This is a genomic window from Chryseobacterium sp. BIGb0232, from assembly GCF_024810195.1.
Classification (GTDB): domain Bacteria; phylum Bacteroidota; class Bacteroidia; order Flavobacteriales; family Weeksellaceae; genus Chryseobacterium; species Chryseobacterium pennae.
Window position 1 is genome coordinate 131581 of record NZ_JANUEH010000013.1, and the last position, 14950, is coordinate 146530.

Consider the following 14950-nt stretch of genomic DNA (forward strand, 5'->3'; position numbering starts at 1 on the left):
TCTTTAAAGTTGAGGAGAAGCTACAGGTTGGTTTCTCCTTTTTTTCTAAAGATTGAATATGCCGGGAAATCATGATTTGTCAAATTGATTATAACCGGGTCTCTATGAATGTTCTTTAATTTAAATATCAATGCCATGTTTAATTTGAAATGGAGTGTTTTAGCTCTTTGTATGGTATTGCCATTGCAGGCTCAGGAAATCGACTGGGATAAGGTGAACAGTAATACAATCTTTACTCTTATAGCCAGACAGAATATTGAGATGAATGCCAGTTACTCCAATAGTATTCAGCTGGGTGACTATAACAAAGCGGAACTTTCTCTTAATAACAAAACAATTATTACTGTAAAGCAACTTGGGGACTATAACGCTCTTTATTTTATCAATTCATTCTCAGAAAAGGAAACCAAGGCAGCTATTATTACACAGGGAAGTAATAATATCATTGACATTACGGGAAGCAACAGCATTTCTGACGGAATTCAGATCAATGTAAAAGGAGATAACAGGACCATTTTTATGAGAAATTATTAAAACACAAATGATGAAATCTCTATCTATCCTGAGTTTTAATACTTTTTTATTCTTTCTGTCTGTATTGGGTTATGGGCAGGAAGATAAAAAAGTAACCGCAAGAATTGAGAACAGCACTCTGGAAAACCAGATAAAAATAAAAGCTGTGGTTATTAATAATACAGCGGTCTATAAAGAACTGAATTACCTTTTAATAACCATAAAAAAAGGAAATGGAGGGAATCTTTCCAATAACCAGCAGAGTGGTAAGTTTTCTGTGAATCCGAATGAAGTAAAAGTGTTATCTGAAATCAGTGTGAATCTTGAATCCAAAGATGCCCTGAAAGCCTTCCTCTATATAAGAGATGAAGAGTCCAAAGCTTTAGTGGCGAAGGATAGCCTTGAACTGAACAGTGATCTTTTTAAAAAGAAAACAGCCAGAATTGAAGATGATGCTGTTTATGAACTGAAAGGACTTACGATTGACGAAACCAAAACCAAGGTTGGAAAAGACTTTTATGATATGTTTTATATCCAGTATAGTCAGCTTCCGGATAAAAGTGTAAGTGCCATTACGATTTCCGAGCTTCCTCTTCGGGGGACAAGCGGCCAGATCAATATCCAGATTGATGATAAGATTATTTACAGCTTTATGACCAATCCTGGAGAAGATTATTTGAAAGAACAATTAGCTTTCAGCTTAAAGTATATCAAAGAATTTACAGCAAAGAAAAATCTTATAAAAAATGAATTTATCTATTAAAATCGTCCGCCATGAAAACTTTTATTATTCTTTTAATTTTTGTTGCGGGTATTTTCTCAGGGAAATCTCAACAACTTGTTTATAAGCCTATAAATCCTGCATTTGGAGGAGATACTTTTAATTATCAATGGCTTTTAAGCTCAGCCAATGCACAGAATCAGTTTGATGAAAAAAACGATTACAGCAATCTGCTTGATAAAGTAAATTCCCTTGACAGTTTTACTCAGAGTCTCAACAGACAGATCCTCAGTGAACTTTCAAGAAAGCTTTTTGATGAGCAGTTTGGTGATGGAAACATCCAGCCGGGTAACTACCTTTTCGGGTCGCTTTACCTGCAGATTACCAATACCAATCAGGGACTTTTGATCAATATTTTGGATACCAGTACAGGCGATCAGTCCGAGGTCGTAATTCCAAAATAAAATAAAAACTTAAAACCAGACTTATCATGAGAACTTACACTTACACCAGAATTTTTTTCTGTAGTTTTCTGCTATGTGCTTTACAGGCTTGCAGTTCGATCTTTGGATTACCCTCAGATCCGGAAAAGCCAACAATGGGAGAGGTGACTTCTTCTACGGAAGAGCTGAAAAAACTACCTCTGCCCAAAGAAAAAATAGTCATAGGAGTTTATAAATTCAGAGACCAGACCGGTCAGTATAAACCTTCTGAAAATGGGAATAACTGGAGCACAGCAGTGCCTCAGGGAACAACAACTATTCTTATCAAAGCACTTGAAGACAGCCGTTGGTTTATTCCTATTGAAAGAGAAAATATAGCCAATCTGCTCAATGAAAGACAAATCATCCGATCCACCCGTCAGGAATACATTAAAGATGCAGATAAAAACACTCAGTCACTTCCTCCGCTTCTATACGCTGGGATTCTTCTGGAAGGAGGAGTCATTTCCTATGACAGTAATATCCTGACCGGAGGCCTTGGTGCCCGTTATTTTGGCATTGGAGCTTCCACTCAATACCGTCAGGACAGGATTACCATTTATCTGCGTGCTGTTTCCACTCTTAACGGAGAAATTCTTAAAACAGTTTATACTTCCAAAACCATTCTTTCCACAAGTGTTAACGGTAGCTTTTTCAGGTATGTAGATACAGAAAGGCTGCTGGAAGGCGAGGTGGGATTTACTCAAAACGAACCCATTCAGTTAGCTGTAACCGAAGCTATTGAAAAATCAGTAAAGTCTCTTATTGTAGAGGGGATTCAGGATAAAATATGGGGAAAAGCTATTGATGATACCACAAGCTATCAGGCGTTAATCAATGAGTACAACAAAGAACAGGAACATAATAACGGAAGAGTAATCGGAAACAGATATCCCGACAATTACAGACAGAAAGTTTCTGTATTTGCCCATGTAGAAGCACAGAAGGTCAGAGATGATTATGTAAATCCTAAAATGAATATCGGTGGAAAAATCGGATTCAAATACTTTCTCACTCCTAATTTTAATGTTGAGGTGAATGGAAATTACTTCACTCTGGAGAATGAAAATATAGTGAAAAGAAACTATTACGGGCCGGAAGTGAATCTTGAATATCTGCTTTTTCCAAAATACAAATTCAGTCCCTACATTTATGGTGGGGCCGGAGTCATGTATTCCAAATATAAACCTCAGTACAAAGGACAATTTGGAGGCGGTCTTGAATATATGATTGATCATAATTTTTCACTGAGGGCTTCTGCTCAATATGATCTTGGCTTTAAAGACAATTGGGAAGGGCTGATCAACGGAAAAAGAAAAGATCAGGCTCTCCGCTTTGCATTGGGAATCAATTTTTACCTGGGAAACAAATAAAAACACGAATTATGAAAACTTTAATTAAAATACTCAGCATATTCATTCTCACTTTTTGTCTGTTTTCATGTAATGAAGACCTTGTAGAACAGGCTCAGACAGGAATTTTGAAAGGAAAAGTAGTAAAAAGAGGCAGTAATGTACCGCTTGCGAACGTGAAAATTTTTACAAACCCTACAACGCAAACCGTTTTTAGCGGTACGGATGGTTCCTTTGAAATTGCGGCAATGCCTATAGGGAACTATTCTGTAAAGGCAGAACTTTCAGGATATATTACAAGTTTCCAGTCTGTCAACATGCAGAATCAAAATCAGCTGGTAACAGTGGTATTTGAAATGGACGATGATACTTCACTGAATTCTCCGCCTACAGCACCGCAGCTTCTAAGTCCGATAGATAATGCGGTCAATCAGCCATTAAGTGTTGAACTGACCTGGAGTGCAACAGATCCGGATACCGCAGACGTTTTAAAATATAGTTTAACAATTAAAAATAATCTTGACACTAATGTGATTCAGGTTAATGATTTGAAGGCTAATCATTATACACTTTCAAATCTGAAGTTTGGTGTAAGTTACTTCTGGCAGGTGTCTGTTTCGGACGGCATTCACCAGCCAGTTTTAAGCTTAATCGGAAAATTTACCACTAATACGGTTCCTGCCAACAGATATCATTATGTGAGAAAACTGAACGGTAACTTTGTCATCATGTCAAGTGATGAGCAGGGAAACAGCTTTCAGTTCACAGACTCTTCTTATAACAGTTGGCGACCGCGGAAAAATAATAATGCAGGGCTCATTGCATTTCTCCGAACAGAAGGTGGAAGTACCCATATTTACACAGCAAATCCTGATGGATCCAATCCATTTAAAGTAACAACCGTTCCTGTGGCTGGGTTTAATACCTACGAAATGGATTTTGCCTGGAGTACCAACGGTAAAGAAATTATTTATTCAAATTTCAATAAGCTGTATAGGATCAATAAAGATGGCAGTGGCCTGGCGTTGGTTTATACAACTCCGGATGGCAGCCTGATCTCAGAATGTGACTGGAGTTATGACGGAAGTAAAATTGCCATAAAAACCAACGACTACAACGGTTATAATGCGAATATTTATGTCATTGATATGATGGGAAATACTCTTAAAACAGTATTGTCTGGATCTGTGGGAGCCAGCGGAGGACTGAATTTCTCTGTAGACGGACAGCTTCTTCTGTTTACCCGCGATATATCCGGCTATCAGGATGGAAGCGGAAATTATCGCCAGCTGGATTCTCATATCTTCATTTATAATCTTACCAATGACAGTGTTAGTGATATTTCTGTAGAAAGCGAAAAGACTATGGGAACCAATGATCTTGATCCGCGATTTTCACCTAATAATGCACAGGTTATCTTTATGAATACCTCCAACGATAACATTTCGCAAAGAAATGTTATGACGATAGATCTTAACAGCAATCTGACAGACCTTTCACGAGCTGCCCTTTTCAATAATGGGGAAATGCCGGATTATGAATAGGAGAAAGAAGGTTTGAGGTTTTTAAAGTTGATATATACTAGAAGTCAATAGTGAACTTTCACTGTCTAAGAAAAATTGACAAGCGAAGCGAATTGACCCTTCACTATTGACTTCTACTCAGAAACATTACATTAATAATCACTTCTTTGCCAGGTTTTTATTAATGGGAATTTTGGGATAGGCAAAAAAAACCGGATCATATGATCCGGTTTTTTTCATCATTTGATGTTTTCTCATTCAGTCGATGATATGGTTCTCAATCGCATATTTTACGACTCCTGCTGTGTTTTTTACATTGAGTTTCAAAAGAATTCTTTTTCTGTGTGTTTCTACCGTATTGATGCTGATAAAGAGTTTTTCGGATATATCTTTGCTGCTGAAGCCGTCACATATAAGTTTAAGAATTTCCATTTCGCGACGGGTAAGCGGATCTCTGATGTGTAAATTCCGTGTTCCTTGTTCATTACTGATGAAGCTTATCATCCTTTCTTTTGCATGGTCACAAATATAAATTTCATTCAGTAGCAATGCATTAATGGATTTTATAAACTCATTATATCTGCAGGTTTTATCGAGGTAACTTTTGATACCTTTATTGAAAAGCTTTCGGATGTCAATCACATCATAGCAGTTTCCAATGATGATAATTTTGATATTGTTATGTTCCGAGATGATGGTCTCTACAGACTTGAACAGCTCGGTAAGCATGAACATATTGGAGCTTATGACAAGAATTTCGGGTGGCTCATCTTTCAAATGTTTGGAGAGTGTCTCCAGTGAATTACAGATATCTATCGTGTTGAAAATTTTGCTTTGTGTCAGTAATTTCGAGAGTCCCTCTGTGTATAACATTGGCTCATCAAAAATAGTTAATCTTGGTTTCATCATGGTCAGTTTTGTTTATATAAAAATATAAAAAAAATCTAACATTTTGAATAAAATTGATAAATAATTTAACTTTTTTATAAATATTTCATCAGTAAAATATTATTTTTATTGATTATTATCTAAATAAATCTCTTTTTATTGAATTTTGATTGTTAATTGTAGAGTTATTTTTGATGGATTACTAGTTTTATTGGTGTTTTTAATGGTCCTTTTGAAAATAATTTTGTTATTTAACTAACACTATAGGGATATGTTTCACTGGAAAGTTAACAGAATTGGCAATAAAGCAATATTCATTTGCCTGATGATGAAATTTTTCTGCTTTTTCAATCATAGACTCTTCGGAAACAGTAACAGTTGGGTGTAGGGTAACTTCTGTAAAATGACCGCTTCCATTGGATGTTTCTTCCATGATTCCGGTGGCTTCATCTGTATAATCTATAACGATAATACCTGCTTCAGAACAAAAATGAAGATACCAAAGCATGTGACAGGAAGAAAGAGAAGACAGAAACATTTCTTCAGGGTTGTGTTTTGTTTTATCTCCGCGGAAGGAAGGGTCAGATGAACCATCAATGATAGCCTTATTTTCTACGGAAATGGTATGGTTTCTATCATAGTCCCTATAACCGCTGGTTCCGGTTCCCTTATTTCCTGTCCATTGGATGATAGCTTTGTAGTGGTGAGTTTTCATAATTAAAAAAAATGTCATTAAAATTCAATAAGAGTAGGCTTTAACCTTCTCTCAAAAATAGATAAATAAATCCAATAGCTTTAGCCAAAACCTGAAAATATGAAATCCCTATGATTGTTAACCAGATAAAAAAAACCTCCGGTAAAAACCAGAGGTAATATTTTAATTCTTAATAAGCTTCTTACTAATACTGCTTCCGCTTTCAAAAGTTACTTTAGTGATATAAATTCCTTTGGGTAATTCCGAAACCTGAGTGCCGGAATTCTTTATGGTTTTTATTGCTTTACCATCCAGAGAATAAATTTCAATCTTATTTACTTTTTCTTTCGATTGGTAAACCAGATTTTGCTTCACAGGATTTTCAAAAGAAATAGTATGAGCAGCCTTTGTAATATCCGCTGTTGATAAAGTTCCACTATTAAGCAGATATTTTACAATGTTGTTGTTTCCCTTTACAATAATATTATTGTTATTGATAATCATTTCAGTAACTGAGAAAAATTTGGAAATTAAACCTGTCTCGTCATAATTGGTTTCTATATGATACCCAAATGTAGAATTGAGTGAACCGTTCGGATTAAGTTTTGAAATGAAATAATTATTGTTATACATAGAATCTCCGGCAGCTCCACCAATATAGTAATATCCGTCTTTTTCAGTGATGTTTAAGATTCTGGGACCTGAAGGAAGACCAAGACTGGTCTGGAGATCATAATTAAATGTATTATCAAGGCTTCCATCTTGATTAAGCCTGAACATATTGTTATTCTGAAAAGTAGAAAAAACAATCTTATTATTACTGTCCAGGAATACATCGCCAACATCACCCACCGACGTACCGTTAATACTTATTTGTGCCGTTCCGTTATTTCCAAAGTTTGCTATAGGATGTCCATCAGGATCAAATTTTTCAATAACGCTGATATTATCACTGAAACTGATAATATTGGATTGATTATCAATAAAGACAAATGTTCTGCCTGTAAGATTTCCCTTTGTGGTCACAGATCCGTTGTTGCCAAAACTGTTATCTAAATTTCCATCAGCATTGAGCCTGTAAATAGTATGATGCGGATCTTGGCCTCTACGGATGCCATGTACCAGTATTTTTCCATTCTGAAGAATAAATTCATACGAATTGAAGTAGTCATCATGATCTGCATCTATTTCCTGTGAAATACCATTTGTTCCGAAAGTAGGATCTATCTGACCATTAGGAAGCAGTCTTAATATTTGAGCATTGGCCAATAAACTAAAAATTAATAGTTTCCCGTCTGCCTGTAACTTTATCTGAGTCATAGAAGGTTCAGAAGGTAGTTTCACTGTTCCATTATTTCCAAAAGCTGGATCTGGAGTCCCGTTGGGAGTAAGCTTGGTTACAAATCCATGAGTAATTCCTATGGCAACATCCATATTATAAGTGAAATAGATTTCTCCATTAGAATTCTGAACCATTTGATAAGAATTGGTTATAGAATTGCTTGGAATTTCAGCAACTCCGTTCGAAGCAAAGTTGGAATCTTTCGAAATAATCTGTGCGAAAGTAATCTGTACTGTAAGAAGCAGTACTAGAAATAAATTTTTTGTCATTGTATTTTGAGTTTTAAATTGATAATAAAAAATATCTGCTCAGAGTAGGCAAATACTTTTGATCATCCATATATTGTTATTGTCAATTTTTAATAATTTTTTTGGTACTGATGCTTCCATCTTCAAAAGTAACTTTAGCTACATAAATACCTTTAGGCAAATCTGAAACAGGAGTATGGGATTCTTTTGTTGTTCTCATACGTTCACCAAGAGCAGAAAAGATCTCAATTTTAGCTACTTTATCTTTAGTGATGTATATCAGGTTCTGGCTTACATGATTTTCAAAAGCAATATTGTTGTTACTTTTTGTAATTTCTTTAGTAGCAAGCGTTGTGTTGTTTACGATGTATTTGACAACATGAAGACCTCCGATTGTAATAATATTATTGTTGTTTACAATCATATCACCAATGCCTCCTAAATTAGAATCCGATTCTGAATAATAATTAAAGCTGGGATCTATATTTCCGTTTTGGGTAAGTCTGGAAATAAATGCAGTATGGGCAAAATCACCTTCACCATTTCCGCCAATATAATAATAGCCGTCTTTTTCAGTAATGTTTAATATCCAGGCACCACCATTTATCCCTGAGTGATCAGGTAGATTATAATTAAAAGTAGGATCAGAAGTACCGTCCGGATTGATTCTAAACACTTCATCATTAAGAGTTGAATATACAATCCTGTTATTACTATCCATCATTACTGTACCCGCAAAGCCTAATCCTGAAGCCATCTGTAACACGCCATTATTACCAAAACTGGTGTTGGGATTGCCATTGGAGTTAAATTTCTCCATAATACCATTATTAGTAACTGCTGTTATATTGTTTTGATTATCAAGTAATACAAATGATCCGGGTGACCAGCCTCCCTGCGTAAAGACAGATCCGTTGGCTCCAAAAGTGGTGTCAATAGTTCCATTATTGTTGAGTCTGTATATTCTGTGTTTGAAATTCAGTCCGTCCGGGCTATCAACTCCATGAACAATAATTTTATCGTTTTGAAACACAATTCCGTAAGAACGATCATTGCCATCTGGGTAAAGTTCAGGAATTATTACAGTTCCATTGTTGCCGAAAGTGATGTCTGATGTTCCGTTGGGAAGGAGCCTTGTTACAGCTGCTCCTGTATTAGAAAACCCCATAACCAATAGTTTTCCGTCAGATTGCTTTTTGAGTTGGCTATTATATGCATAATAAGGAAGCTGAAGGGTTCCGTTGGTTCCAAAAGAATAATCTACAGTTCCATTTACGGTAAGTTTAGATAAAAAAGAATCTCTAAGCCCGGATGTGGTATTCTCTTTAGCATAAGTAAAAAAAATGCTGCTGTCAGAATTTTGTACCATTGCGGACCAAACTGTATTTTCCACCATGGAATAAATGCCACTTGTTGCAAAAGCTTGATCTTTAGAAATAATTTGAGCGGAAAGACTTTGAACAATCAGAGTAGCTAATAATAAATTTTTTTTCATATTGTTTGAGTTTTTTGTTATGATAGAAATTTAGCCTCTTATCGTTATAATATTATTTACCTGTTTTTTAAACAAGGCATACTTAAAGATAAGAGGCTGTTCTATTAGTTTTTTATCAGTTTTTTAGTTGCTTCTTTCCCGTTGGCGAATCTGATTTTTACCAGATAAACTCCACTCGGAAGATCAGAAAGGTCTGAATGGTTGCTTCTTACTGTTTTGATAATCTTGCCTCCGGAATAGATGTCTATAGAGTGTACAGTTTCCTTTGTGTCATAAATTAAGTTCTGCTTAACCGGATTTTCGAAGGAAATCGTTGGCTGGCTGATAATAGGCTGGGCGGCTGTGGCTAATGTCGCGTTATTGATTAAAAACTTCAGAATATGAGACCCTTTCCCTGCAACGATGTGACCGTTGTCTATGATCATATCTGTAATGCCGTCTGAATCTGCAGTTGTTTCTGAGTAATAATTGAAAGAAGAATCTACAGATCCTGTAGGGTTGAGTTTGGAAATGAAGAATGTTTCCCCGGTTGTACCGGTCTGGCCGGCTATAAAATACTGACCATTTTTTTCAACTACAGAAGTTATCGTAATGATTGTAAAAGGATAGGAGTTAATAGGATCAAATGTGAATGAGCTATCATAAGTTCCATTGGGGGTGATTCTGAATATTTCATTATTCATATTGGTACAGACAATATTGTTACTGCTGTCCATAGAAGCTGTTCCTACCAATCCGGGGCTGGTAGTGAAGACTAGAGATCCGTTGTTTCCAAAGCTTGTCAGCGGTTGTCCGTTACTGTCATATTTTTCCATTCCTCCGTTAGGATAGGTCACATTGGCGTTTGTATTGCTGTAATTAGTGACAAGGCTTACGATATTTGACTGATTGTCTAAAAATACAAAGTTCCCCATAGTCTTTATAGATCCATTGGTTCCGAATGTATTGTCGATACTTCCATCGTTATTAAGCCTGTAGATACTTTTATAATAATTATACGGTCCTTCAATCGTCAGGCCATGAATGATGATTTTATCATTTTGCAGATACAAACCAAAACCAACACTATTAAAATCATTAAATACATTTGAAATCTTCGAAACTCCGTTAATCCCAAATGTAGTATCAGGCTGCCCGTTGGAAGTCATTCTGATGATAGCTGCACCATCATCATAGAAACTAAACAGGAGAATTTTACCATCCGGTTGTCGAGTGATTTGGCTATAGGCAGCGGTGTAATAATCAGGGATAATAGTTTCTCCATTATTTCCGAAAGAAGAATCTATGGTTCCATTAGCGTTAAGCTTTGAAACAATATATTCAGGGCCGGCTGGAGAAGAACTACTTCTGGTGTAAGTAAAATAAATGCTCTTGTCGGGATTTTGAATGATTCCGGTTCTGTAGATGTTATTGTTGTTTGTGATAGCATATCGCCCGCTTGAAGCAAAGCTGTTATCATAGGAAACAATCTGAGCAGATACACTTTGAATCATCAAAATGCATGGCAGTAATAATTTTTTAATCATCGTATCTAATTTTAAATGTTTTTCATGGTATTACTGTTTTTCAGAGCAGACCTCTGTAAACTCTACAGGTCTGGGGAATATTTGAAAAACATAAGTTTCTTTGGGAAATAGTTTATATTACCCTCTTTCTGATTATTGAATGAAAAGGATTGTTTTGAAATAATTGGGGTATGGGGTAGAGGTATTCCGAACACCCGGAATGATCAGGGGTAATTTTTTTTTCATTTGTTTGAGTTTTATGTTGTTACAAATATAATAAAAAAAACCTTCAGTAAAAACTGAAGGTTTTAAATTTTGTCTTAATTAGAAAATTCTATCAATTCTTCTTTTTTCGAATTGTAGATTTTATATTCTAAATATTTAAAAGAATCCCTTGGAACAATGGTTACCCATTTTTTATACTTGATAAACCATTTCATCTGGATACTTTTGATGCCTTTTGTTAGATAGGCTTCTACAAACGGGTGCACATGCAGGTAGATTTTTCCTTTCTCTTTCTGCAGGATGTTTCTAAGTGTTTCTCCCATTTTTTCCACGATCACAATAGGAGCTACAATTTCTCCGTCTTTGTTCGGGTTTTCTTCTTTGGTTTCGATCTGTTTTTCCGGACGGTTTCTTTGTCTGGTGATCTGGATCAGACCGAATTTACTTGGAGGAAGTATTTTGTGGCGAGCTTTGTCTCGCTTCATTTCCTCTTTAAGGTGTTCATAGAGCTCTCTTCGGTGCTCTGAGTTGGTCATGTCGATGAAATCGATCACAATGATACCTCCCATATCGCGGAGGCGGAGCTGTCTGGCAATCTCTGTGGCTGCCATTTTGTTCACTTTAAGAGCGTGTTCTTTATTGACAGCGGCTCCGGTAGTAATATTGTTTCCGGAGTTAACGTCTACGACGTGAAGTGCCTCGGTGTGTTCAATAACAAGATAAGCGCCTTTGGAGCTTGGTATGTTTACATGTTTTCCGAAGCTCTGTTTAAGCTGTTTTTCAACATTGTAATATTCCAGGAGTGGAATATGAGAATCATAAAACTGGACAATATTTTTCTTTTCAGGGGCAATTACTTCAACGTAATTTGTCATTTCGTTCACCATTTGCTCATCATCGCAGATGATATTCACGAAATCCTGATTAAAATTGTCTCTTAAAATAGCTGAAGCTTTGTCTTCTTCGCTTAAAACCTTAGACGGAACTTTATTTCTCTGGATATTTTTAAAGGTGGTCTCCCATTTCTGAATCAGCTGATTCATGTCATTATGAAGATCCGCTACCTTTTTTCCTTCGGCTACTGTTCTGATGATCACTCCAAAACCTTCAGGTTTGATGCTGTCGATTAGAGTTCTCAGTCTTTCCTTTTCCTCAGAACTTCTGATCTTTTTGGAAATGGAAACCTTGTTATCGAATGGAATTAAAACCAAAAAACGTCCTGTGAGTGAAACCTGAGTAGAAATTCTGGGACCTTTTGTAGAAATAGGTTCCTTGGTGATTTGTAAAAGAACAAGATCGTCTTTTGCAATCACTTTTTCTACCGTTCCGTTTTTATCTATTTCGGGCTGTATCTCGAAATTTTTTAAGCTTGAAGTATTTTGTTTTTTAGAGATCGTATCTTTTAAAAACTTTCTGTATGTAAGATACTGTGGGCCCAGATCCTGATAATGCAGGAATGCATCCTTGTCATATCCTATATTGACGAATGCTGCATTCAGGTTTGGTGCCAGTTTTTTTACTCTACCTATAAACAGATCTCCAACTATAAAATCGCTTTTGTCCTCTTGCTCATGAAGTTCACATAGTCTTCCGTCTTCCAGCAGTGCAATCTTTGTAAGATCATCTTCATGCGAAACTATTAGTTCTTTCTTCATTTTGTTATCAGATAAAAATTGTTAAGATTTTAGGAAATTGGTGTTGTTCTCGATTAATTCATCTACTAAATATAAGGATTTAGAATGAAAATCATTATATTTTTGTTAAAATAATATTTGAAACCATCCGTTTTCCGCGGAATCTTATAGTTGCAAACAAAAATATAGTCGGTGAACTTTAAAAATTTAAAACCACCAACTATATTATTATATTGTAAATCTCGAGAAAAAGAGATTATTTTTTCTTATGTCTGTTTGCTCTTCTTCTTTTCTTTCTTTTGTGAGTTGCAACCTTGTGTCTTTTTCTTTTCTTTCCGCTTGGCATAATTTTAATTTTTTAGTAACTAGTTAATATTCAGTTAATGTTCTTATTTTACTGCAACTTTCGTTTTTACTTTCTCAACAAAAGATTTTGAAGGTTTGAAAGCAGGAATGTTATGAGCAGGAATCTCAATCGCAGTGTTTTTAGAAATATTTCTTCCTGTTTTAGCAGCTCTTGTTTTAATGATAAAAGATCCAAAACCTCTCAGATAAACGTTATCCCCATTATACATAGAAGTTCTGATCTCCTGCATAAAAGCTTCTACAACTTTCTGTGTTTCATTCTTTTCTGTTCCCAACTTATTTGAGATGGTGTTTACCAATTCTGCCTTTGTCATTTCCTTATTTTAATTTTAAATTTTAGGTGTGCAAATTTAGTTAAAAAAATTGAATACTAGCAAATTAGTGGCGAAATATTTTTGTTCAATAAGTTGAGATATTAATGTATATGCTATGTTAACGCTGCTTGAAGATAATTTAATAATAAAATAATATTGCAATATAATGATAAAAAAACACTGATAATTCGAAAAAAACGGAACAGGCAACACTAGCCATACCAGTGTTTTCTGTCTCTCATTTTGTATCCTGTAATCACTACATACTGGAGTTGTAGTACCCATTTTCCACACAGAAACGGATGAGGTGAAGTTTGGTCTTCAGTCCCAGTTTTTCCGTAAGGCGGTTAATGTAAGTGTCAATAGTTCTTGTACTCAGATTCAGTTTTTCTGCAATTTCCTTATTACTGAAGCCTTCGTAGCAGAATCTCATCAATTGTATTTCAGCCGGGGAAAGTTCTTCCTGTCCCTTTTTCTGTCTGTCCATATATTCCTGTACAGCCAGTGGCTGCTGCTCCCATTCTTTTGAATAGGCTTCGAAATCAAACTCGTCAGAGGCTATACTTCCTTTAATGATGTCTTTAATAATAGTACTGTTCTTCTGACAATAATAGATATTAGGTATCTTCGACAGAATTTCAGCCATATCTTCCTGGTAAGTCCCGGAATAAGTGATAATAGGTGTTTCTGTGTTATTTTTCCTTATATATTTAATAGCTTCAATCCCGCTTAATACCGGCATAAACAGCTCTATGATAAATACATCTTCCTGCCTCCTGTAGATTCTGTTCACAAGCTCATGGCCATTGTTACAGTCGTTCAAAAGCATATAGAAAGGGTTTTCCATCAGGGTTTTGATCATTATTTTTTTAAAATAAAAATCACTGTCAGCTATGGAGAAACGCACGGTATTAGATAATATTTTACTCATTCTTAATATCGATTTGGCGAATGATATTTGAAATTCAGAGGCCTAATTTATGAAAAACTTATGAAAGTTTAAATTAATATTAATTTAAACCGGGATTTTACGAAACCAGAGCAGGGAAAATACGTATTGTGCATAAAAAAAAATTTTTATACTTTCACAGGCCAAACAAATCGCAAATATATGTCTTCGAACAGGGAAAAAAAATTGAACAAATCTGACGTCAGAACGGGCATTTGGAAGTTTATCCTTTCATTTGTTGTTTTGTCTATGGTATCCTTTAGCTGCCTGTACCTCTTCTTTAAGAGCTATGATATACAGCGCGAAGGGATAAGTCGTGAAGCAGAAGCTTACAAAGAATTAATGCGCCGAAGTGATATGCTGAAAGATAATGTGGATGATATTTACGAAAAAATGACCCAGCTTGACATGAACAAGGTGGAAAATGATGTTTTTCTTAGAACGAATATCATGGATAACGTAAGAAATGTTAAAAGTATTATGGGAAAAGACAGTACCGAAAGCTTTAAACATTATGCCACACTGATGAAGCAGATAGGACCTATGCTTACGTTAAAGACCAAAATTATTGGAGTAGAATACAAAAAGAAAACAGTTCTCAGAGATCTGGATGAATGTATGGGAAAAGTAAACAGAGCCAATACTGAGCTTAGAAAAGACCCTACAAGAAATTTCACCGGAGGTAGAAGACGATAAAAA

14 protein-coding genes are annotated in these 14950 nt (G+C 35.5%); 6 read left to right on the forward strand and 8 right to left on the reverse strand.

What is annotated here, in order from left to right; all coding sequences use genetic code 11:
• Positions 1-135: 135 nt before the first annotated feature.
• The 5 genes from M2372_RS22355 to M2372_RS22375 are packed head-to-tail and all read left to right on the forward strand — an operon-like array spanning position 136 to position 4612.
• Positions 136-534, forward strand: a complete 399-nt coding sequence (locus tag M2372_RS22355) for a hypothetical protein (protein ID WP_123321396.1) — start codon at positions 136-138, stop codon at positions 532-534.
• Between the two features lie 7 nt (positions 535-541).
• Positions 542-1276 (forward strand): curli production assembly/transport protein CsgE, encoded by a 735-nt coding sequence (locus M2372_RS22360; RefSeq protein ID WP_228455793.1) that lies wholly within the window; start codon positions 542-544, stop codon positions 1274-1276.
• Positions 1277-1287: 11 nt separating this feature from the next.
• The gene (locus M2372_RS22365; RefSeq protein WP_115973823.1) at positions 1288-1698 is read left to right on the forward strand and encodes a curli production assembly/transport component CsgF; all 411 of its coding nucleotides are present in this window, start codon (positions 1288-1290) and stop codon (positions 1696-1698) included.
• 26 nt (positions 1699-1724) lie between these two features.
• Positions 1725-3089, forward strand: a complete 1365-nt coding sequence (locus M2372_RS22370) for a CsgG/HfaB family protein (protein WP_123321316.1) — start codon at positions 1725-1727, stop codon at positions 3087-3089.
• Positions 3090-3100: 11 nt separating this feature from the next.
• Positions 3101-4612, forward strand: a complete 1512-nt coding sequence (locus tag M2372_RS22375; RefSeq protein ID WP_123321315.1) for a carboxypeptidase-like regulatory domain-containing protein — start codon at positions 3101-3103, stop codon at positions 4610-4612.
• 237 nt (positions 4613-4849) lie between these two features.
• Here the strand turns inward: M2372_RS22375 and M2372_RS22380 are convergent, their stop codons facing one another.
• From M2372_RS22380 to M2372_RS22415, 8 genes are all read right to left on the reverse strand, one after another.
• Positions 4850-5500, reverse strand: a complete 651-nt coding sequence (locus tag M2372_RS22380; RefSeq protein WP_228438977.1) for a response regulator transcription factor — start codon at positions 5498-5500, stop codon at positions 4850-4852.
• Between the two features lie 226 nt (positions 5501-5726).
• Positions 5727-6194 (reverse strand): OsmC family protein, encoded by a 468-nt coding sequence (locus tag M2372_RS22385; protein WP_123321394.1) that lies wholly within the window; start codon positions 6192-6194, stop codon positions 5727-5729.
• Positions 6195-6356: 162 nt separating this feature from the next.
• A complete protein-coding gene (locus M2372_RS22390) occupies positions 6357-7784 on the reverse strand; it encodes a T9SS type A sorting domain-containing protein (protein ID WP_123321314.1) in 1428 nt (475 codons plus the stop codon).
• A gap of 82 nt (positions 7785-7866) precedes the next feature.
• On the reverse strand, positions 7867-9258 hold the full coding sequence (locus tag M2372_RS22395) for a T9SS type A sorting domain-containing protein (protein ID WP_123321313.1): 1392 nt from the start codon (positions 9256-9258) through the stop codon (positions 7867-7869).
• Positions 9259-9362: 104 nt separating this feature from the next.
• Positions 9363-10784 (reverse strand): T9SS type A sorting domain-containing protein, encoded by a 1422-nt coding sequence (locus M2372_RS22400; RefSeq protein ID WP_123321312.1) that lies wholly within the window; start codon positions 10782-10784, stop codon positions 9363-9365.
• 299 nt (positions 10785-11083) lie between these two features.
• On the reverse strand, positions 11084-12643 hold the full coding sequence (locus M2372_RS22405; protein ID WP_115973817.1) for a ribonuclease E/G: 1560 nt from the start codon (positions 12641-12643) through the stop codon (positions 11084-11086).
• Between the two features lie 368 nt (positions 12644-13011).
• On the reverse strand, positions 13012-13302 hold the full coding sequence (locus M2372_RS22410; RefSeq protein ID WP_002984212.1) for an HU family DNA-binding protein: 291 nt from the start codon (positions 13300-13302) through the stop codon (positions 13012-13014).
• A gap of 259 nt (positions 13303-13561) precedes the next feature.
• Positions 13562-14233, reverse strand: coding sequence for a response regulator transcription factor (locus M2372_RS22415; RefSeq protein WP_123321311.1), 672 nt, complete (start codon positions 14231-14233; stop codon positions 13562-13564).
• Between the two features lie 204 nt (positions 14234-14437).
• Here M2372_RS22415 and tssO point away from each other — a divergent pair, with 204 nt between their 5' ends.
• Entirely contained in the window at positions 14438-14947 is a 510-nt protein-coding gene (gene tssO, locus M2372_RS22420) for a type VI secretion system TssO (protein WP_228455792.1), read from the forward strand.
• Positions 14948-14950: the final 3 nt, after the last annotated feature.